The organism is Pseudoalteromonas sp. 1CM17D, from assembly GCF_023161805.1.
In the GTDB taxonomy this organism is placed as follows: domain Bacteria; phylum Pseudomonadota; class Gammaproteobacteria; order Enterobacterales; family Alteromonadaceae; genus Pseudoalteromonas; species Pseudoalteromonas atlantica.
This window is the reverse complement of record NZ_JALNTP010000013.1, coordinates 14,883-36,053: the sequence shown is the minus strand read 5'-3', so window position 1 is coordinate 36,053 and position 21,171 is coordinate 14,883. Positions and strand designations below refer to the sequence as shown.

22 protein-coding genes and 1 riboswitch are annotated in these 21,171 nt (G+C 42.4%); of the genes, 15 read left to right on the top strand and 7 right to left on the bottom strand.

Annotated features, from left to right (window positions below; translation table 11 throughout):
- Position 1 precedes the first annotated feature (1 nt).
- Positions 2-700, bottom strand: a complete 699-nt coding sequence (gene rsuA / locus MSC25_RS18125) for a 16S rRNA pseudouridine(516) synthase RsuA (protein ID WP_248444172.1) — start codon at positions 698-700, stop codon at positions 2-4.
- Positions 701-759: 59 nt separating this feature from the next.
- On the opposite strand from rsuA, the gene zapE reads away from it, so the two are divergent.
- Entirely contained in the window at positions 760-1,884 is a 1,125-nt protein-coding gene (gene zapE, locus MSC25_RS18120) for a cell division protein ZapE (protein WP_248444171.1), read from the top strand.
- 384 nt (positions 1,885-2,268) lie between these two features.
- Here the strand turns inward: zapE and galE are convergent, their stop codons facing one another.
- Positions 2,269-3,285 (bottom strand): UDP-glucose 4-epimerase GalE, encoded by a 1,017-nt coding sequence (gene galE / locus MSC25_RS18115; protein ID WP_248444169.1) that lies wholly within the window; start codon positions 3,283-3,285, stop codon positions 2,269-2,271.
- Between the two features lie 187 nt (positions 3,286-3,472).
- On the opposite strand from galE, the gene MSC25_RS18110 reads away from it, so the two are divergent.
- The gene (locus MSC25_RS18110; RefSeq protein WP_248444166.1) at positions 3,473-3,964 is read left to right on the top strand and encodes a DUF3016 domain-containing protein; all 492 of its coding nucleotides are present in this window, start codon (positions 3,473-3,475) and stop codon (positions 3,962-3,964) included.
- 589 nt (positions 3,965-4,553) lie between these two features.
- Here MSC25_RS18110 and MSC25_RS18105 read toward each other — a convergent pair.
- On the bottom strand, positions 4,554-4,844 hold the full coding sequence (locus tag MSC25_RS18105; RefSeq protein ID WP_004587953.1) for a hypothetical protein: 291 nt from the start codon (positions 4,842-4,844) through the stop codon (positions 4,554-4,556).
- 82 nt (positions 4,845-4,926) lie between these two features.
- On the opposite strand from MSC25_RS18105, the gene MSC25_RS18100 reads away from it, so the two are divergent.
- Positions 4,927-5,136 carry a hypothetical protein gene (locus tag MSC25_RS18100; RefSeq protein ID WP_024031488.1) on the top strand — a complete coding sequence of 70 codons (210 nt, stop codon included), beginning with the start codon at positions 4,927-4,929 and terminating at the stop codon, positions 5,134-5,136.
- Here the strand turns inward: MSC25_RS18100 and epmB are convergent.
- On the bottom strand, positions 5,133-6,146 hold the full coding sequence (gene epmB, locus MSC25_RS18095) for an EF-P beta-lysylation protein EpmB (RefSeq protein ID WP_248444164.1): 1,014 nt from the start codon (positions 6,144-6,146) through the stop codon (positions 5,133-5,135). The two genes, MSC25_RS18100 and epmB, sit on opposite strands and share 4 nt — an antisense overlap.
- A 41-nt stretch (positions 6,147-6,187) precedes the next feature.
- On the opposite strand from epmB, the gene efp reads away from it, so the two are divergent.
- Together efp and epmA are read left to right on the top strand one after the other, a co-directional pair.
- Entirely contained in the window at positions 6,188-6,754 is a 567-nt protein-coding gene (efp, locus tag MSC25_RS18090; protein ID WP_004587956.1) for an elongation factor P, read from the top strand.
- A gap of 56 nt (positions 6,755-6,810) precedes the next feature.
- The gene (gene epmA / locus MSC25_RS18085; protein WP_248444161.1) at positions 6,811-7,785 is read left to right on the top strand and encodes an elongation factor P--(R)-beta-lysine ligase; all 975 of its coding nucleotides are present in this window, start codon (positions 6,811-6,813) and stop codon (positions 7,783-7,785) included.
- An 811-nt stretch (positions 7,786-8,596) separates the two neighbouring features.
- Here epmA and MSC25_RS18080 read toward each other — a convergent pair.
- Positions 8,597-10,714 carry a TonB-dependent receptor gene (locus MSC25_RS18080; protein ID WP_248444159.1) on the bottom strand — a complete coding sequence of 706 codons (2,118 nt, stop codon included), beginning with the start codon at positions 10,712-10,714 and terminating at the stop codon, positions 8,597-8,599.
- 83 nt (positions 10,715-10,797) lie between these two features.
- Here MSC25_RS18080 and MSC25_RS18075 point away from each other — a divergent pair, with 83 nt between their 5' ends.
- From MSC25_RS18075 to MSC25_RS18040, 8 genes are all read left to right on the top strand, one after another.
- Positions 10,798-11,211 (top strand): acyl-CoA thioesterase, encoded by a 414-nt coding sequence (locus MSC25_RS18075; RefSeq protein ID WP_248444157.1) that lies wholly within the window; start codon positions 10,798-10,800, stop codon positions 11,209-11,211.
- Between the two features lie 307 nt (positions 11,212-11,518).
- The gene (locus MSC25_RS18070) at positions 11,519-11,917 is read left to right on the top strand and encodes an META domain-containing protein (RefSeq protein ID WP_004589048.1); all 399 of its coding nucleotides are present in this window, start codon (positions 11,519-11,521) and stop codon (positions 11,915-11,917) included.
- A 94-nt stretch (positions 11,918-12,011) separates the two neighbouring features.
- A riboswitch (TPP riboswitch) is annotated at positions 12,012-12,117 on the top strand.
- A gap of 143 nt (positions 12,118-12,260) precedes the next feature.
- A complete protein-coding gene (gene thiC / locus MSC25_RS18065; protein WP_248444155.1) occupies positions 12,261-14,213 on the top strand; it encodes a phosphomethylpyrimidine synthase ThiC in 1,953 nt (650 codons plus the stop codon).
- Positions 14,214-14,268: 55 nt separating this feature from the next.
- Positions 14,269-15,270 (top strand): FAD-dependent oxidoreductase, encoded by a 1,002-nt coding sequence (locus tag MSC25_RS18060; RefSeq protein WP_248444154.1) that lies wholly within the window; start codon positions 14,269-14,271, stop codon positions 15,268-15,270.
- Positions 15,271-15,277: 7 nt separating this feature from the next.
- Entirely contained in the window at positions 15,278-15,472 is a 195-nt protein-coding gene (gene thiS, locus MSC25_RS18055; protein WP_054982299.1) for a sulfur carrier protein ThiS, read from the top strand.
- 4 nt (positions 15,473-15,476) lie between these two features.
- Positions 15,477-16,268: a thiazole synthase gene (locus MSC25_RS18050; protein WP_248444153.1), complete on the top strand. Its 792-nt coding sequence runs from the start codon at positions 15,477-15,479 to the stop codon at positions 16,266-16,268.
- 13 nt (positions 16,269-16,281) lie between these two features.
- Positions 16,282-17,808, top strand: a complete 1,527-nt coding sequence (gene thiE, locus MSC25_RS18045) for a thiamine phosphate synthase (RefSeq protein WP_248444152.1) — start codon at positions 16,282-16,284, stop codon at positions 17,806-17,808.
- Positions 17,801-18,550: a HesA/MoeB/ThiF family protein gene (locus tag MSC25_RS18040; protein ID WP_248444151.1), complete on the top strand. Its 750-nt coding sequence runs from the start codon at positions 17,801-17,803 to the stop codon at positions 18,548-18,550. Before thiE ends, MSC25_RS18040 begins: the two co-directional genes overlap by 8 nt.
- Here the strand turns inward: MSC25_RS18040 and MSC25_RS18035 are convergent.
- Together MSC25_RS18035 and MSC25_RS18030 are read right to left on the bottom strand one after the other, a co-directional pair.
- Positions 18,516-18,662: a hypothetical protein gene (locus tag MSC25_RS18035; protein ID WP_248444150.1), complete on the bottom strand. Its 147-nt coding sequence runs from the start codon at positions 18,660-18,662 to the stop codon at positions 18,516-18,518. The two genes, MSC25_RS18040 and MSC25_RS18035, sit on opposite strands and share 35 nt — an antisense overlap.
- A 137-nt stretch (positions 18,663-18,799) precedes the next feature.
- Positions 18,800-19,726, bottom strand: coding sequence for a manganese-dependent inorganic pyrophosphatase (locus MSC25_RS18030; protein ID WP_004589063.1), 927 nt, complete (start codon positions 19,724-19,726; stop codon positions 18,800-18,802).
- Positions 19,727-19,844: 118 nt separating this feature from the next.
- Between MSC25_RS18030 and MSC25_RS18025 the strand changes: the two genes are divergently transcribed.
- Entirely contained in the window at positions 19,845-20,360 is a 516-nt protein-coding gene (locus MSC25_RS18025) for a hypothetical protein (protein ID WP_004589064.1), read from the top strand.
- On the top strand, positions 20,360-21,169 hold the full coding sequence (mutM, locus tag MSC25_RS18020; RefSeq protein WP_248444149.1) for a bifunctional DNA-formamidopyrimidine glycosylase/DNA-(apurinic or apyrimidinic site) lyase: 810 nt from the start codon (positions 20,360-20,362) through the stop codon (positions 21,167-21,169). Before MSC25_RS18025 ends, mutM begins: the two co-directional genes overlap by 1 nt.
- Positions 21,170-21,171 lie beyond the last annotated feature (2 nt).

Here is a 21,171-nt window from a genome sequence, read left to right as displayed (position 1 = left end):
TCTATAGTTTTACCTCTCCCTCTTTTAACTCCCTATACTCTCCACTTGCTAAGTTTTCGTCCAGTATAATATTACCTATTTGCTCGCGGTGTAGCTCTACCACTTTGTTACCTACCGCGGCTAACATGCGTTTAACTTGGTGGTATTTACCTTCGCTGATTGATAAACGTAAGCTGTAGGTGGCAAGTGCTTCTGCTTTAGCTGGGCGGGTAAGATCTTTTTCGTTGTGAAGTTGTACGCCGTTGCGTAGTTGTTCTAATGCTTCTTCGGTTATAGGCTCTTGTGTTTCTACTAAGTAGGTTTTTAATTTGTTGTGCTTTGGCGAGGTAATACGGTGTGACCAATCGCCATCGTTAGTGATAAGTACTAAGCCGGTGGTGTCTATATCAAGGCGACCTGCTACATGAAAGTCGGCCATATTTGGCTCATCGAGCAAATCAAATACGGTGGGGTGTAGCTCATCTACATTGGCACACACGTAGCCTACAGGTTTGTGCAGCATAAAGTAACGTTTGCCTAAAAATACCATAGGCTCACCAGCAAATGTTACTTCATCTTGCTGGTTTACTTGAAAATCGAACGCGCTAACAACTTCCCTATTTACTTGCACTTCTTGGCGTTTAATACCCGCGCGAGCTTTTGAGCGTGGTAGCTCGGCTAGGTGGCTAATAAATTTATCTAAGCGGCAAGGGAATTTCATTTTGGTTCACATTTTTAGTCGGCTACAATGGCGGCGATTATAGCCGATAGTGAAACCCCATGTCAGTAAACTACCCACAAATTTTAAGGCTTTACCAAGCAAAAATAGATGCGGGTGAACTGTGTGTTGATAGCGCTCAGCAAAATGCAGTAAATGCGTTAAATAACCTAAGTATACAGTTACACACAAAAATACCTTGGTGGAAAAAAGCGCCGTTAATTAAAGGGGTTTATTTGCATGGGCCGGTGGGGCGGGGTAAATCCATGCTAATGGATTTATTTTATAAAAATTTACCCACTGAGCGTAAGCAGCGGCTGCATTTTCATCACTTTATGGCGCAAATACACACGCAACTTGCCCAGCTACAAGGACATAAAAACCCCCTCACGTTAATTGCTAAACAATGGGCGAAAGATATAAAAGTGCTGTGTTTTGATGAGTTTTTTGTTAGCGACATTGGCGATGCAATGATTATGGCAAGGTTATTTAACGCCTTGTTTGATAGTGGGGTAGTGCTGGTGGCAACTTCTAACGCAAAACCTGAGCAGCTTTATCGCAATGGCCTACAGCGCGCGCGGTTTTTACCCACAATCGATTTAATTAAAAATTATTGCCATGTTATTAGTGTTGAAGGGCAGGATGATCATCGCTTTAGGTATGGTAAAAATAGCCGCCATTATTTTATTAATTTACCTATAAGCGAGTTTAAAAAGCAGTTTTTATCTCAGTATCCGCAAGCAAAGGAAAACCAAATTTTACAGGTACACTCCCGCAGCTTACCGTGTTTATTAACCGCAGATAATGCATTAATGGTCGATTTTATGGCGCTTTGTTCAGGAGCGCGTAGCGCTTACGATTATATGTTTTTAGCCAAGCAGTTTGATATTTTATATATAGAAAATGTACCAAAAATGGGTGTAGGCGCAACAGGTAAAGTAATAGTGCATGGTATTGAAGACAGTTATCAACGCGAAAAACAAACCCTCAATGAGCATTATTTAGATGACGAAGCGCGGCGCTTTATTGCATTGGTGGACGAGTTTTACGATTGCCACAAGTTATTAGTTATTAACGCCCACGCGCACGTTGAGTATTTGTATCAGGGGCAAAAGCTGAGCTTTGAATATGCGCGAACGCAGTCGCGTATTGTCGAAATGCAAAATTTTTCAATATTACATTGTTAGCGCGCGACTTGCTGGCGTTTTAAAAGCGATTACGTCACCACTGAGAACCCAGAGAAGTGAAGGAGAAGAGCTTTTTCTCAGTGCAGCGCGTAGCGCCTCAGTGCCCTCGGTGGTAAATTTTTTAACAAACACCTAAAGTGGTTTTATCACCACAAAAACATGCAGCAGTGAAAAAGTAATAATTAGTTGTAGATGCGCAGCTTGCTGGCGTTTAAAAGCAGCGCTTTTACGTTGTGTTAAACCTCTTTGATAAAGCTATGAGAAGCTTCGTTTCTAACGTGAGCAAGCACTATGTCTAGATTAAAAAATTAGCGCGGTAGTAAATTTATTTATAGGTGGTTTGCCTGCTTGTGAAACAGGCAAAATCTATAAAGTTTTTTTAACTTAGCTTTTATAACCATTAGGGTTATTTGACTGCCAACGCCATGTGTCTTCCATCATGGCATCTATTCCACGCACCGCTTCCCAGCCTAGCTCATTAAGTGCTTTTTCTGGCGCGGCGTAACATGCAGCAATATCGCCAGGGCGACGAGGCGATACTTGATAAGGAACGTCTTGGCCGCTGGCTTTTATAAAGGCGTTAACCATTTGCAGTACAGAGTAACCATTGCCTGTGCCAAGGTTATATACAAGTGCGCCGGTATTGTTGGCAATTTTATCAAGCGCTTTTAAATGCCCCATCGCTAAATCTACAACGTGAATATAGTCGCGTACACCAGTGCCATCAACGGTGTCGTAGTCATCACCAAATACAGCAAGCTGCTTTAATTTACCTACTGCAACTTGGGCAATAAATGGTAATAAGTTATTAGGAATACCATTTGGATCTTCGCCCATTAAGCCTGACTCATGTGCGCCCACAGGGTTAAAGTAACGCAAAATAGCAAATGCAAAACGCTCATCTGATTTAGCAATATCTTGCAGCATCATCTCAACCATCAGTTTTGATGTGCCGTACGGGTTAGTTGTGCCACCTACCGGGAAGTCTTCTTTAATTGGTAAGCTTGCAGGGTCGCCGTAAACTGTGGCTGATGAGCTAAATACTAATTTAAATACGCCTGCATCACGCATGGCATCTACAAGTGTTAGCGTACCTTGTACGTTTGTTTGATAGTACTCAACAGGTTTAGCGACCGACTCACCAACCGACTTTAAGCCAGCAAAATGAATCACACTCTCTATAGTGTGCCTTGTAAAAATGGCATCTAAAAAGCCTTTATCAAGAATGTCGCCTTGGTAAAACGTGGCTTCTCTGCCTGTGATTTGCTTTACGCGTGCAAGCGACTCTTTTGATGCGTTACTTAAGTTATCAACAACAACAACTTCGCTACCTTGCTGTAAAAGTTCTAAAACGGTGTGTGAGCCTATGTAGCCTGCGCCGCCTGTTACTAAAATTGCCATGAATGCTCCGTGGATACCTTTTTCAATTATCTTAATTTCATCATATATTCTTAGTATTTACATGCTTTATTTTAAAAGCGTATTAAAATAGGTTAATTAAGTAATGGTTAATAAACTAGTGTTAAACTTGTATGGTCTATTACTGGGCTAAGTCTAAATAATTAGTACTGCCCCTTTGGAGAATGCTATGAATTCAGTTAAAACAATCGCTATGGCAATGTGTATTACATTACCTGCATTTGCACACGCTGGAGAATCTGTAGTTAAGTGGCAAGATTTTAAAGACTACCGCGATGTGCGCGCTTCTAGCCAGGGTAAAGCGTCGTACCACAAACAAATTGCTACTCAGTTCGAAAAACATTTTTCTAAACTTGCTGAGCAATTGCCAAAAGGCTACAAGCTAAATTTAGAAATAACCGATATCGATTTAGCAGGGGACGTACGCTATGGCGGCATGGATGAAATACGCGTAGTAAAACCTATTTATTTTCCGCGCATTAAGCTCAATTACTCGCTAAGCGATAATAAAGGGAGTGTAGTGAGTGAAGAGGACGATGTAGAGCTTAAAGACATGGGCTTTATGGATAAAATTAAAATGGGTCGCGACGAGCCGCTTTTTTATGAAAAACGCTTAATAACCGAATGGTTTGGCGAGCAAATTTTAGCAAATTTAGATTAGGTAGTATTGCGTGAGTAGGCTTCACTGCTTAGATTGAAATCACAGAGGTGTTAAGTACCACCTGGTAGATGCGCAGCTTGCTGGCGTTTAAAAGCAGTGGTTATTATTATATTTTAAAACCATGAGAAGCTTCGCTTCTAACGTGAGCAAGCTCTACGTCTACAACCCAAACAAGCTCCGAGGTTAAATTTATTGTAGGCGCATTGCTTGCTGGTGCATTTGGAATTTATGCTGCGTATATTTATTAATGCAAAATTTCCGACGCGAGGTAAACTCGCTGCTACTAGCTTTGCACTCCACTTTTTCAAAAAATTAAAGAATTAATCCACAAAAAGATTAAGAGACGCTGCGCTTTAGAGGGAAAGAAAAGCTTAAAATAAGTATTTGTCTTGTTTTCTCATTTATTCCTCTTTCACTTCTCTTTGTGCAAAGTATTAAGTTATTTATTCACTGAAAGGTTAAAAAGCGGGTCGCTTTAGAGGCGGAACATTATGTTTATATTTTGCGTGAGCAAGCTTCACGCCTACTAATAAAAAGCACCGTGTTAATTGCAAACGCGGTGCTTAATATTTATTCTTGCTTACCGCTATTACTTAAACGTAGCGAGCAGGGTAAGTAACTGTTGTAGCTTAATAACCGTTGTTTTAAGCTTTTCTTCATCAAAACCATCTGTGCTTAAGCTTTCTACATCGGCTGCTACATCAAGTACGTATGGCTTAAAGCGTTTAGCTTCAAAACTAAATCCGGCATCAGCTGGGAACAAGGCTTTAAATTTACCGTGGCCTTGTTGCTGTAGCTCATCTAGTTTTTTGTCGGCATCAAGTGCTTGGCGATAAACAATTTTTAAGTTAGCGTTGAGTTGTTCAATTATAGAATCCATGGTTTTCCTAAAGCTTTGTACTGCATTGCCGATATAGTACTTGGATTACATTTAAATGTCAGGTTGATTAAGGCTTATAACGATGAATATATCAGGTGGAAATCTACCCGCTATGTCTAGCTCTGGCCAAGGTGGTGAAGTATATACCGCTGCTTTGTCTAAAAAGCAGCAATTAGCAGATGGCGCAGCAGCACTTGCACTAATTGAAGGTGCTGCCCAGCCAACAAGTGCGCAATCACCGGCTCAGTCGGTTACTGCAACACTGGGTAATAATGTAAATATATACGTTTAAACTAACTTAAGGTCGATAGGTGTTTTGCTTTTTTGACCGCCTATTTCTCTTACTAATTTAGGCACTAAAAATCCAGGCAGGGCTTTTAATAGTTCTGCCATTATTTTTATTGCCTGTGGCTCTTCTATATCAAAGTGGCTTGCGCCTTCAACCTTATCTAGCAAATATAAATAGTATGGCAGCACGTCTGCATCAAATAACGCCTCACTTAAATTTATTTGTGCATCAACGGTGTCGTTCACCTCTTTTAAAATAACTGCTTGGTTTAATAACGTTACGCCTGCTTGCTTTAGCTTTTGCATGGCGGCTTTAAACTCGTCGTCTATTTCGTTGGCATGATTTATATGGTTAATAAATATAATTTTTAGCGGTGATTGTTTTAGCCTCGCGCACAGCTCATCGGTAATACGCGCAGGTATAACAACAGGCAAACGGCTGTGTATTCGCATGCGTTTAATTTGAGGTAACTGTTCAAGCTCATCTAAAAACCAGCTAATGGCATCGTCTTTGGCCATAAGTGGGTCGCCACCACTTAAAATCACTTCGTTTATGTTGGCATCTGATTTTATATAGCTCAGCGCATCAAGCAGGCTTTTTTTATTAAGCTGGTTTTCTTGATACGGGAAGTGGCGTCTAAAGCAGTAACGGCAATTTACTGCACAGCCAGTTTTAAACATAATTAAAACACGGGATCTATACTTATGTAAAAGCCCAGGCTGTTCGTTGTCTTGCTCTAGTAAAGGGTCTTTATTAAAACCTGTTTTGGTTAAAAACTCTTGATGGCGTGGCATAACTTGTAGCAATAAGGGGTCGTTTGCATCGCCCTTGCGTATTTTTTTTATAAAAGGGACTGGCACGCGTACCGGAAATAAACTGCGGGCTTTTAGGTCGTTTTCATGGGCTTGGCTCGATAAACCGACCATTTCAAGCAAGGTTTTTGGGCAGGTAACTACATTTGCTAATTCTTTTTGCCAGTTTTTATGCAAATTTGCTTCATTTCTTTGTATCATTGGCACGTAGATTACTCGAAAAAAATTAAATAGAGGAAACGATGGCGAATTATAGCACCAACGAGTTCAAGGGCGGCCTAAAAATTATGATGGACGGCGAACCTTGCAGTATTTTAGAAAATGAAATGGTAAAACCTGGTAAAGGCCAAGCGTTTAACCGTGTTCGTATCCGCAAACTTATCTCTGGTAAGGTGCTTGAAAAAACCTTTAAATCGGGTGAATCAGTTGAAGGCGCCGATGTAATGGATACCGACTTAGCGTACCTATACACAGACGGTGAGTTTTGGCATTTCATGAACAACGAAACATTTGAACAAATTGCCGCTGACGAAAAAGCACTTGGCGATGCCGTTAAATGGTTAGTTGAAAACGATGTATGTACTATTACATTATGGAACGGTAGCCCAATCGCGGTTACTCCACCTAACTTTGTTGAGCTTGAGATCACTGAAACTGATCCTGGCCTTAAAGGCGATACAGCGGGCACAGGCGGTAAACCTGCAACGCTTAGCACTGGTGCAGTAGTACGTGTTCCATTATTCGTACAAATTGGTGAAGTAATTAAAGTAGACACCCGTAGCGGTGAATACGTAGGCCGTGTTAAGTAAGCTTGAGTACGGTTTATAAAATCCCGGCTTAAGCTGGGATTTTTTTTGGAGAAAATATGTCAGCAACACCTTGGGCACCTAGTGCAAGCATAAACACCCTTAAGCAGCGTGCAGCCATACTGAGAACCATTCGTGAGTTTTTTTATACGCGTAATGTAATGGAAGTAGAAACGCCGAGCTTAAGCAGTGCCAGTGTAACCGATGTGCATTTAGCAAGTTTTAATACACAGTTTGTAGGCCCAGGCCATGCTGGTGGCTTGCCGCTTTATTTACAAACATCGCCTGAATTTGCAATGAAGCGTTTGCTAGCAGCAGGCTCAGGGCCCATATTTCAGCTTTGTAAGGCATTTAGAAACGAAGAAGCGGGGCGCCATCATAACCCCGAATTTACTATGCTTGAGTGGTATCGCCCCGGGTTTGATGAGTTTGCACTTATGGATGAAATGGATGAGCTAATGCAGCTCATTTTAAATGTAGAGCCTGCAGAGCGACTGACTTACCAGCAAGCATTTGAGCAAGTGTTAGCGCTTGACCCATTAGCAGCTACGCTTACGCAATTGCAAACACTTGCCTGCGATCACGGCTTTGCCGATATAGCCAAAAACGAAACCAATAAAGATACCTTACTGCAGCTGTTATTTTGTATGAAAATAGAGCCAACTATTGGGCAAACTAAGCCGTGTTTTGTGTATCACTTTCCGGCATCGCAAGCGGCACTGGCACAAATTTGTGAGCACGATAACCGCGTAGCAGGGCGCTTTGAGCTTTATTATAAAAATATGGAATTAGCGAACGGCTTTAATGAGCTAACTAATGCTAAAGAGCAGGCAAAGCGCTTTGATGAAGATAACGCCTCTCGCGCTGCCAATGGGCTAAACCACGTGCCCATGGATAGGCGTTTAATCGCCGCACTTGAGCACGGACTGCCAAAGTGTGCAGGTGTTGCAATGGGTATAGACAGGTTAGTTATGCTAGCCACCGCTAAAGATACAATAAAAGAAGTCATCGCGTTTGACGTAGATAGGGCGTAATGCTTTACCTGTAGGCGTGGTTATCCACCCAAAAAATTTAAAGCATTAATTCACAAAGAGGTTAGGAGGCGCTGCGCTATAGAGGGTCATGTTGTATTCGTATGCCGCATATTGAGTATTTGCAGTTTTGCGTGAGCAAGCTTCACGCCTACGACATTGTGTTTTTAATGTAGGCGCATTTGGTATTTATACCGCGTTAAAACAATAAACCCAAACGCGAGGTAAACTCGCTGCTACTTGTATGTTTTCTCATTTACTCCTCTTTTTATTCTCTTTGTGCAATAGGGGTTAAGTTATTTCTTCACAAAGAGGTTAGGAGGCGCTGCGCTTTAGAGGGTCATGTTGTAGTCGCGGCTTTATGCCGCGTATTTTGTATTAAATGCCAGACGCGAGATAAACTCGCTGCTATTTGTGTGTTTCTCAGTGTAGTGGCAGTGCTTCGGTGTTCTCGGTGGTAAAAGCGTTTTGTTCTAGTGCATCAGTAATTAAGAAATTATTATCACCACAGAGAACACGGAGAAGTGAAGGAGAAGAGCAAACAACGTCTCAGTGTAGCGCGCTGCGCCCTCGGTGGTCAAAATTGTTCTTTTAAGTAAAAACTAAAGAAATTTTATCACCACAGAAAACATGCAGTAGTGAAGAAGTAATAATTAATTGTAAACGCCTTGCTTGCTGGCACGTTGATATAAAATCTATTTACGCTTTTTCTTTTTGTGTGAGCAAGCTTCACGCCTACCAATAAAAAAGCACCGCGTTTATTGTAAACGCGGTGCTTAAAATTTATTTTTGCTAACAGCTAACAGCTAACAGCTTACAGCTCTAACGTAAACGTTATACCCGCTACTCTTGGCTCACCTAATTGCACGTAGGTGTGTGTAGCGTAGCCATCAAGTGGGTCGTTACCAAACTCAAAGCCGCGGGTTGGTACTTCTTCGTCAAATACGTTACGTGCCCATGCGCGCACTGCCCACATGTCGGCTTCGTAGCCTAAACTTAGGTTTACTAAATTGCTGCTGGGTGCTTTTGAATTATGGCTATCTGAGAAGTAGTAATCGTCCTTACCTTCAACACCAATCATACCGTACAGCTCATTAGTAAAGTTGTAACGTGCGCTAAATGCGTATTGGTATTTAGGTGATTGCGCTTGCTCACGACCGTCTTGGTTTAAGCCAGATTGCGTTACAAAGTCGTCAATTTCTGTGTTTAAGTAACCGGCGCTACCTGTTAAGAATAAATCTTCGGTAAGTTGGTAACTACCTTCAACTTCTAGCCCGTAGTTGCTACCAGAGCTTGCGTTATCAACGTAGCCTGTAAATTGCTGACCTTCTACTTGCCATGCTTTTAGCTGTATGTTGTCGCGGTGCATATAAAATGCTGCTAAACGAAGGGTAAATTTATCATCAAGCGATGAACCCTTAACGCCAAACTCGCCGCTCCAAAGGTATTCAGGGTCAAAGCTTGTGTGCTGCTGGAAAAAATCAGCATCTAGGTTTAAGCCTTCATCTTTAGCTTTTGCTAGTGCTTCTGAATTAATACCGCCAGCTTTATAACCACGGGTAATGCTGGTGTAGATCATAGTACGGTCAATCACTTGGTATTCAAGTGCTATTTTACCGCCAACCATTACGTCGTCAGTCTCTTCAATAAAGCCGTTGCTGTCGGTGTAATCACCTTGGTATTGCTCTACACGTAAACCAGTAATGAGCGTGGTTTTAGGGCCGATAGGTGTGGCTACTTGGCCATAAACAGCTACGTTACTGGTTTCGTAGGTTGATGCAAATGGACTTGCAAGCCAAGTGTATTCTCGCTCTAAATCTACATCGCGGTTTTGATAGTAAACACCGGCAACCCAGTTACCTGTTTTAGAATTAAATTGTAAATTAGCCGATTGATCATCGCGATCACGCGTGTATACATCGGTTGAGCTATAACCCCAAGGGTGTAGGCCAGCTGCACATAATTGTGGCTCGCTTGCATCGTTACATACCCAGTCTTCATCAAAGCTGTAAAGTAGCTCTGTATCAATGGCTGAAAGGTTTAAGCTTACATCAAAGGCATCAAAGCCTGTGTAGGTATTATTAATACCAATGGCGTAGCTTTGTTGATTATCTTGGCCTGGCTCGTCGGCTACACTATTACGGCTGTTATCAAGCGTGAACGCATCGTAGCCGTTGTTTATATCTATGTAGTGCAGGTTTAACTCTGTGTTTAAATGCTCAGTAAGTTGGCTGTTTAATTTAAAGCGGGCTACTTGCTCATCTTGTTGTTGAGTTTCTTCGTTTAAATATAGGTTATCGACGTAGCCATCTGATTTTCTGCGAAAGTAGCTGACGCGGGCACTTGTGTCGTCGGTTAATCCTGTACTTGCTGCAAGGCCTGCTTCGCGCGAGTTATAAGTACCCATACCCACTTGTAATTTTAAGCTCGGATCGGCAGTTGCCTGAGCTGATTCCATTTGGATCATACCGGCCATGCCGTCTGCACCAAAGCGAGTGCCTTGCGGGCCGCGGTAAATTTCTACCTGGTCTATATCAAATAATAATGAGCTGCCACCTAAACCCGAGTAGTTAATTCCGTCAATAACTAAGCCAACCGATGGGTTAATTGGATCTACAAATTGTGAACGAAGTCCCACTCCACGAATTTGAATATAACGACCACGAGAGGCACCAGATGTAAAGTTTACGTTGGCTGTACTACCTAGCATTTCGTCTAAGTAACTTGCACCACGTTGATTAATTTCATCTTTGCTAAATAGGCTAGCGCTAGCGCTTAATGTTTGAATGCTTTCACGTTGAAAGTCGCCTGTAACAACAATTCGTTCTAGGTCGCTGTCATCAGCGTTTGCTATAAGTGGTGTACTAATTAGCGGTAATAACGCCGCAGTAATTAAAGACAAACGTAAGTTCATTAGGTTACTTAACTCCATTTTGGGGACTCGTATGGTAGCAATTATTTTAATACTTGTGTTATAACGCAGCGATTATACGTTAAATAATCAGGATTACTAATATGACCTTTAAAGTTGATTTTAAAGTGCGCCATTACGAATGTGACCTACAAGGAATTGTAAATAACAGTGTGTACTTTAATTATTTAGAGCATGCTCGCCATGAGTTTTTGTTTGTAAATGGGGTTGATTTTGCACTACTAGCAAAGCAAAAAGTTAATTTAGTGGTGATACGCAGTGAGGTTGATTATAAACATTCGCTTGTACCAGATGATGAATTTTATATAGCAGTTGAACCTGAGCGTATAAGCCGTATAAAGTTTGCGTTTAAGCAAACCTTAGTGCGTAAACACGACAACAAAGTAATGCTACAAGCCAAGGTTATAGGCACCTCGGTTAATGAAAAAGGCCGCCCTTTTTTACCTCCCGAAATAGATAATTTATTTAAAAATTACACCCAAGATTATCCAGTATAATTTTTAGGGGCTGTGACCTTTGGGATTAAATTTAACCTTAACCTAGTCTGTTTTATAGCAGCGCCTAGGTAGTGGAGTTGTTTATCGTAAATAGCGAGCAGCGGAGGTGCTGTTATCGAGCCCACTAAGTTACAAATCAAGCAAGGCGATTAAAGCCCCCTTACTGGAAAACGTTTTAATCTGCAAAGTTCAACACTCTCTAAACTATCATAGAACAAAAATTTACATTTAAAACATGCATTTTTAACGGATAAACCGCATAAAAATTGTTACTATTACGGTAATTAAATATTTAGTTAGAAATAGCATGAAATTAGCAGCACTACCGATGCTTTTAATCGGTTTATGTATTGGTTGTACAGCCACAGGGACGGTGACCACTGAGCAGCTAAAGTACACACAATGGCAACTATCAAAGGTTGATGGTTTAGCTGTGCCGGCCTCTTACAGTGCATCAATGAGCTTTATTGAAGCGTTGCAAGTAAACGGGTTTGCAGGATGTAATAAGTTTTTTGGTGAAGGCGAGCTTAAAGACAGCAGTATTAGCGTTAATAAACTTGGCATGACGCGTAAGTCGTGCGGAGCAGACGTTGATGAGCTAGAGCAGCAGTTTTTACAAGCGCTACGAGAAGGTGCAACGCTTACCATGCAAGGCTCACAGTTAGTTATGCAGGGCGATCAAACTTTTTTATTTATTGCAAAGTAGTGGCATGAGTATTTAAAACTGCCCCTTGCGGGCAATTTTTAACTGGCGTACACTCAACGCTGATTTGATAAAAATAGCAAATCAACGAACATAATTTTACTTGTCGGAGTGCCTTAAATAATTAAGGCTGAGATCGCGAAAGCGGGATCCGTGAACCTGATCAGGTTAAAACCTGCGTAGGGAACAAGCTGCCTAAAATGGGACGCTTGTGCGTCTTTTTTTATGCGCACAACAAAATAACTAGCCATTTTAGGCCGCAAAGCAGCGTAACCACTGCTTTACGATCTTTCTCTATTCCTTATGGAATATCTGACAAGACAACCCTTTAGCAATGAGGTAAGTCATGTCAAACACTACAAATAAATCTACACGTCGAGAAACGCGCGCTGCAGCGTCAGATTACATTTATAATTTAACGGGTCAGCCATTTCCAAGCTCACAAAAAGTGTATGTTGAGGGCAGTCAAAGCGGTGTACGCGTGGGTATGCGCGAAATTACATTAAGCGATACGTTTATTGGTGGCGATGAGCAAAACCCTGTGTATGAGCCAAACGATCCACTGCGTGTTTACGATACATCAGGCCCGTATACCGACCCTAACTTTGAATTAGACGTACGTAAGGGATTACCTAAATTTCGTGAGCAGTGGATAAAAGAGCGCAACGACACCGAAGTGCTCGACTCAGTCACTTCGCAATTTGCTCAGCAACGTATGGCCGATGACGGCCTTGATCATATTCGCTTTGATCATTTACCTAAAATTCGCCGTGGTAAAGCGGGCAAAAACGTGACGCAAATGCATTATGCTCGCCAAGGCATTATTACCCCTGAAATGGAATACGTAGCCATACGCGAAAACATGGGTCGTGCACAAATTAGAGAAGAGCTGCTAGCAGCACAGCATAAAGGCGAATCGTTTGGGGCGAGTATTCCCGATTTTATTACCCCTGAATTTGTACGCGACGAAATAGCCCGCGGTCGCGCTATTTTACCAAATAATATTAACCACCCCGAAACCGAGCCCATGATAGTTGGCCGTAACTTTTTAGTTAAAGTGAACGCTAATATTGGTAATTCATCGGTAAGCTCATCAATCGAAGAAGAAGTAGAAAAAATGGTGTGGTCTACGCGTTGGGGCGCCGATACCGTAATGGATTTATCAACTGGGCGTTATATTCACGAAACGCGCGAGTGGGTAGTACGTAATTCGCCGGTGCCTATTGGCACCGTACCAATTTATCAGGCACTTGAAAAAGTAAACGGAGTGGCCGAGGATTTAACGTGGGAGATATTTCGCGATACGTTAATTGAACAAGCTGAGCAGGGCGTTGATTACTTTACTATTCATGCCGGTGTATTGCTGCGTTACGTGCCAATGACGGCAAAGCGTGTAACCGGCATTGTATCGCGTGGTGGCTCAATTATGGCTAAGTGGTGTTTAGCGCATCATAAAGAAAACTTTTTATATACGCACTTTGAAGATATTTGTGAAATTTTAAAACAATACGATGTGTGTTTTTCGCTTGGAGATGGCCTTCGTCCAGGTTCGATTGCTGATGCCAACGACGAAGCGCAATTTAGTGAGCTACGTACGTTAGGAGAACTTACAAAAATTGCGTGGAAACACGATGTACAAGTATTTATTGAAGGACCAGGCCATGTGCCAATGCACATGATTAAAGCCAATATGGATGAGCAATTAGAGCATTGTGGCGAAGCGCCTTTTTACACATTAGGCCCATTAACGACCGATATAGCACCAGGGTACGACCATATAACATCGGGTATAGGCGCTGCACAAATAGCGTGGTACGGCTGTGCCATGCTGTGTTATGTAACACCAAAAGAGCATTTAGGTTTGCCCAATAAAGAAGATGTAAAAGAGGGCCTAATTACCTACAAAATTGCAGCACATGCGGCCGACTTAGCCAAAGGCCACCCCGGCGCGCAAGAGCGCGATAATGCATTATCAAAAGCGCGCTTTGAATTTAGATGGCACGACCAATTTAACATTGGTTTAGACCCAGAACGTGCCCGTGAATATCACGACGAAACCCTACCGCAAGAGTCTGGTAAAGTAGCGCACTTTTGCTCTATGTGTGGCCCTAAATTTTGCTCAATGAAAATTACCCAAGAGGTACGCGATTACGCCAAAGATCTCGAATCACGCGGGATCGATCCTAACAATGTTGGTGATGCAATTGAGATCAAAATAGTTGATGTAGAAGCGCAAATGAAAGCTAAATCTGAAGAGTTTAAACAAACGGGCTCAGAAATTTACCACAAAGCAATATAAGCCAATAACAGGTTAGCGGCTTATGGCTGCTAGCCTTTTATTAAAAGGAGGTTTTATGTTTTACAACATTGCTGTTGTGGGGTTTGGTTTAGCAGGGCGCTTAGCTGCCCTCGAGCTTAGTAAGTCGCATCATGTAACCGTGTTTGAAGCCAGTGACGAACACACACAAAATAGTGCCGGTAAAGTGGCTGCGGCAATGCTTGCTCCGCTTGCTGAGTCGGTATTATGTGAAACGGATTTAGCCATCATGGGGCTAAATTCACTCAAGCGCTGGCCAGAGATAGTGAGCGAGCTTGAAGGCGAGGTTTTTTATCAGCAAAAAGGCACGCTGGTCGTGGCGCACCAGCAAGATAAAGGCGACTTACAAAGCTTTAGTCAGCGAATAAAGCCAATAGCAGGGCACAGTGCGCAGGCGTTAAATGCTCAGCAAATAACACAGTTAGAACCCGAATTAGCTAATCGTTTTAACCAAGGTGTGTTTTTACCTTGCGAAGGGCAAATAGATAACCAGGCCTTTTATAAAGCAAGCTTCACTATGCTTAATAAACGTAAGGTTAAGTTTGTTTTTAACCAACGCGTTAACATTCAAAACGGCGAGGTGAATAACCGCGGGTTTGATTACATTATTGATTGTCGTGGCTTAGGTGCTAAAGGCGATAAACCCCTTAGAGGGGTTCGCGGTGAAGTGGCTAGATTACATGCACCTGAGGTTAATTTAACGCGGCCGGTGCGTTTAATGCACCCGCGCTACCCAATTTATATAGCGCCAAAACCTAATAATGAGTATGTAATTGGTGCAACTGAAATAGAGTCTGATGATAGCGGCCCTGCAACGGTGCGCTCTACGCTTGAACTACTTTCGGCGGCTTACACTGTGCACAGCGGGTTTGCCGAAGCGCGGCTGTTAAATATTCAAAGCGGGTTACGCCCCGCATTTAGCGATAACCGCCCTGCGGTTTTAAAAACAGGTAACGTAATTAGCATTAATGGCTTATATCGTCATGGCTACATGTTAGGGCCCGCCTTAGTGGCTAATGCGTTATCTCAAATAGGGTGAGTAATAAATGACTATAACAATTAATGGTGAGCTGCTAACTATTAAAAGTGCAGTGCTTGTTGATGTATTACAAAATTTTGGTGCAAAGCCTCCATTCGCGGTGGCACTAAATGGCGAATTTATTCCACAAAGTTTGCACGCCAGCACCACAATTAACGAAGGGGATAGCATTGAATTGTTATCGCCTATTCAAGGTGGGTAGCATTATGCAAGGTAACGATTGCTTAACTATTTATGGCGAGCAACTAAATAGCCGTTTATTAATAGGCTCGGCGCTTTACCCCTCTCCAGCGGTGATGGAAGAGTCTATAAAAGCCTCTGGCGCGCAAATAGTTACGGTGTCATTAAGGCGCCAGCAAAGCGCTGCCGCAGGGGATGACTTTTGGCAGCTTATAAAAAACACAGGCCTTAAAATACTGCCTAATACCGCAGGGTGCCACAGTGTAAAAGAAGCCGTAACACTTGCTAAAATGTGCCGTGAAGTATTTGCAACCGATTGGATTAAGCTTGAACTAATAGGTGATGACTACAACTTACAACCCGACCCATTCGCATTGTTAGAAGCCACAAAAATATTAATTAATGATGGCTTTAAAGTATTGCCTTATTGCACTGATGATTTAGTTCTATGCCAGCGTTTAAACGAGCTAGGGTGTGAGGTGCTTATGCCTTGGGGTGCGCCTATTGGCACCGGCAAGGGGCTTTTAAATAGTTATAATTTAAAAACAATTCGTGAGCGCTTACCAAACGCAACATTAATTGTAGATGCAGGGCTTGGTTTGCCTTCGCATGCCTGTCAAGCGCTTGAATTAGGGTATGATGCGGTATTATTAAATTCAGCAATAGCAGGGGCTGGCTGCCCAATTACGATGAGCCGTGCATTTAAAGCCGCGGTAGAGGCAGGGCGCTTTGCGTATAACGGCAAAGCAATGCCTGAAAAAGACTTAGCAGCCCCCTCAACCCCTACAATGGGTATGCCGTTTTGGCATCAGCAGTAAGGAAATAAAGAGTATGAATAATTTAGTGTGGACAATTGCAGGCTCAGACTCAGGTGGTGGCGCAGGCATTCAAGCCGATATAAAAGCAATGCAAAGTTTTGGCGTGCATGGCTGTACTGCAATTACCGCGCTTACGGCGCAAAATAGCTTAGGTGTAGAGGCCATTAACGCGGTATCTACCGATATTATTGAATCGCAATTACTCGCACTCGAAAGCGATATGAAAGCCAAAGTAATTAAAATTGGCATGCTGGCTAATGTGCAGCAAATTCAATTAATAAGCGAGCATATAGCGCATTATAAAGCGAAATGGCCTGTACCGCCTGTGATTGTTTACGACCCCGTTGCAATTGCTTCAAGTGGTGATGTATTAACTGAAGAAGATACCGTAAGTGCCATTAAAGAATGCTTAATGCCGCTGGTGGATGTAATAACGCCTAACACGCACGAAACGCAATTATTAACAGGCGTATATTTAATTGGCCCAAGCGCCGTGAAAGACGCTGCTAAAAAGCTATTAAGTTGGGGCGCAAAAGCGGTTGTTATTAAAGGCGGGCACTGGGATTACCCAACAGGTTATTGTATTGATTACTGCACACAAAACGGCGAAGAGTATTGGCTTGGTAATAAAAAAATTCAAAGCCCTCATAGTCATGGTACAGGTTGTAGCATGGCCTCGGTTATTGCCGCGTGTTTAGCAAAAGACTACCCCCTAAAAGATGCTTTTATTTTAGCTAAAGCTTATATAAATCAGGGCTTAAAGCAGTCGGTTAGATACGGCGAAGGAATAGGCCCTGTTGCACATACTGCTTTTCCTACACAGTTAGATGACTACCCGCAAGTAATTGAGCCTGGCAGCTGGCTTGGCGATGAGCTTGATTTTGATGTGCCGCTTGAATTTAATATGGCCGCTGATTTTGCACCTTGTGAGAGCAAAAAGTTGGGCCTATATGCTGTGGTTAGTAGTATAGATTGGCTAGATAAATGTTTGCAGCAAGGTATTACTACGGCGCAGCTTCGCGTTAAAAATAAAACCGACCTTGAGCTTGAAGAGTTAATTAAGCAGGCCGTAGAGCTGGGTAAAAAGTACCACGCTCACGTATTTATAAACGACTACTGGCAGTTGGCAATAAAGCACGGTGCCTGCGGCGTACACTTAGGCCAAGAAGATTTAGAAACCGCTAATTTAGCCGCGATTAAAGAAGCAGGTTTAAGGCTTGGGCTTTCTACCCACGGTTTTTACGAAATGTTACGTGCGCACAACTACCGACCAAGTTATATGGCATTTGGTGCTATTTACCCAACCACAACCAAAGATATGAGCGGCCAGATACAAGGTCTCGATAAACTTAAAAAGTGTGTGCCATTAATGCAAAACTACCCAACAGTTGCCATTGGCGGCATAGATTTAACCCGCGCAAGCGAGGTTGCAAATACAGGAGTAGGCAGTGTTGCGGTTGTACGAGCAATTAGTGAAGCGGATGATTATATTGAAGCAATTAGTGCGCTAAAAAGTGCTATAAACCAGCCTAATGAATAAGCTTAGCGATAAAGAAACCCTGCGTTATAGTCGCCACTTGTTATTAAAAGAAGTGGGGTTAGAAGGGCAGTTAGCACTTAAAGCAGCCACCGTTGCAGTAGTGGGAGCGGGCGGGTTAGGTAGCCCTGCACTTTTGTATTTGGCTGCGGCGGGTATTGGTACACTTATTTTAATAGATGATGATGCGGTTGAGCTTTCTAACTTGCAGCGCCAAGTGCTTTATAAAGTTAATCACTTAGGTCAAAACAAGGTCGCGGCTGCTGGCAAAGTATTAACAAGCCTAAATAATCAAATAGAAATAGTGACGCATTGTAAAAAGCTCGATGATAACAACGCAGCTGAGCTTTTAAAAAATGCCGACATAGTACTTGATTGCTCTGATAATTTTGCCACACGTTACAGTGTTAACCGTTATTGCTTTACTCATAAGTTGCCTTTAATTGCAGGTGCCGCGATTGCAAGTAGTGGGCAACTTATGGGCTTTGATTTTAGGCAAAACAACAGCCCATGTTATGGCTGTGTTTTTGCAAAAAGTGACGCCGCTCCCGCTGTAAATTGTAGTAATGCCGGTGTAATAAGCCCACTGTTAGGAATTATAGGCTCTATGCAGGCACAGCTTACGCTTAATATGCTGCTAGGGCATGTTAAAGGTAGTGTGTTTATCAGCTTTGATGCGCTGAGCTTAAAGCAACAGCATTTTAAAATGATTAAAGATATAAACTGTAAAGAGTGCGGTGAATAAAGTATGAGGTAATTTGCGGTGCTAAACTCGGGGTTAAGCCATGAGAAGCTGCGCCTCTAACGTAAGCAAGCTCTTCGTCTACAGCTAAAATTAGCATCGTGATTAAATTCATTTATAGGCGCCTCGCTTACTGGTGCGTTGATATAAAATCTATTTACGCTTTTCCTTTTTTGCGTGAGCAAGCTTCACGCCTACCAATAAAAAAGCACCGCGTTTATGGTAAACGCGGTGCTTAATATTTATTTTTACTTACAGCTTGGCAAACACGTCTTGTAGTGGTGGCACTACTTGCTTTTTACGGCTTAATACGCCATCTAGCCATACTTTATCTTCGCTCGGCTTTTCACCGTAAGCTTGCTCTACAAGGTTTGCATCATCTGAAGCGATCAGCATTTGTGAGCCTTCTTTCATGATGTCGGTAAGCAGTAAAAATACTGAGTGGCGGTTGCCTTCAATTTTTAGCTTAGCAATATCGGCTTCTAAGTCTGCTTTAATTTCGTCAAACACTGCAAGGTCAATAACCTCTAGCTGGCCAATGCCCACTAGGTGACCGTTCATGTTGAAGTCTTTAAAGTCACGCATTACTAAGTCACGCACAGGGGTGTCTTCAACAGCTGACTTAACACGGAACATGTCCATGCCTAGTTCTTTAAAGTCTTCAATGCCGGCAATTTCTGCTAGGGCTTCTACGCATTTAATATCAGCCGTTGTACAGGTCGGCGATTTAAAAATAACGGTATCGCTTAAAATTGCACATAGCATGATGCCAGCAATATCTTTAGGGATTTCTACGTTGTAGAAGTCATACATCATTTTAATAATGGTGTTTGAACAGCCTACTGGACGGATCCAACACTCAAGCGGTGTAGATGACGTTAAATCGCCTAGTTTATGGTGATCGACTACGCCAACAACACGTGCTTGGTCGATATCATCTGGTGCTTGTGTTTTTTCTGTGTGGTCAACAATATATACATCTTCGCCAGCGTAGCTTAATTTAAGCTCAGGTGCTTCGAAGCCAAATTTATCTAGGATAAATTGAGTTTCTGGTGACACTTCACCAAGGCGTGTTGGAATTGCTGGCTCATCGATTTGGTTTTTTAAATAAGCAAGTGCAATTGCACCACAAATAGAATCTGAATCTGGGATTTTATGGCCCACTACATACATAGACATTGACGGAACTCCTTTAAATTTGCCGATATTCTACCAAAGTCTGTGGCCTTTAACATATAGACAGTGCAATTAAGTTTTAGTTACACTTTAAAATCTTGAATTTACTGGGTGTATAAATATGCGACTGGGCCGCAAAGGTTGGAACAACGTTATTATTTTTTCGATGTTGATTATGATCTTCTTTTTAAATGGCTGGCATAAGCAGTTTTTAGGGGGCGAAGACGAGCCTACATTACAACCGGTACTGCCATTGCAAAGTTTTGTGTTAACACTGAGCTTTGTTGATCAGAAAATTGAACGTATTGGTACAAGTTGGCGTACAACCGCATTAAAAGAAAATACGCCCGTGAGGTGGGATGCATCACAGCAGCAATTAGCTGAGCTAATTAACCATTGGCAAACGGCTGCGTTGATGCAGGTAAATGAGTCTGTTGTATTTAATCCAAACTCTCCATTGTACGTGGCTACCTTTGAGTTGGCTGGCGAGCGCTTACCTTGGGTTTATTTACTGTACAAAGGTAACGGTAAGTATTATTTGTTGGAAAAAAATAGCCAGCGCGTGATGGGGCTTGATTTAGCGACTGCAAAGCAGTTATTTCCAAGTGTTGATTTTTCAAAAAGTGAGTTGCATTAATGCCTGAATTACCAGAGGTAGAAGTAAGTAGACTGGGGATCACCCCGCATGTAGAAAACCAGGTGGTGACGAAGGTAAATATTTATAATGCCAGCATGCGATGGCCTGTGCCTGATGATGTTTATCAGTTAGAAGGGCAGAGGGTAGAGCGAATTGAGCGCCGTGCAAAGTATTTATTGCTGCACTGCGAATTAGGGAGTGCTATTTTACATTTGGGAATGTCGGGTAATTTGCGCGTTGTGGATAAACGCGAGCCGCTTAAAAAGCATGATCATGTTGAGTTTGTTCTTAGTAATGACAAGGCACTGCGATTAAACGACCCACGCCGGTTTGGTTGCTGTTTATGGCAAGCACCGGGGGATGTTCATAAGTTACTCTCAAAACTTGGCCCTGAGCCGCTTACGGATGATTTTTTTGCAAAGCGTGTATACGAGCAATCGCGAAATAAAAAAGTCCCCGTGAAGCAATTTATTATGGATAACGCGGTGGTGGTGGGCGTAGGTAATATTTATGCCAATGAGTCGTTATTTAAGGCGGGAATACACCCAAAACGCGAAGCAGGCAAAGTATCGTTAAAGCGATATCAAACCCTGATCCCTATTATTAAAGACACTCTAGCAGCGGCAATAACACAAGGCGGTACAACCCTTAAAGACTTTGCCCAAAGTGATGGCAAACCAGGTTATTTTGCACAGCAGTTGTTAGTGTACGGGCGAAAAGGAGAGGCGTGCGTAACGTGTAAAACGCCACTTGAAGAAATTAGGCTTGGGCAGCGCAGTACGGTGTTTTGTAAGCACTGCCAAAAATAGCG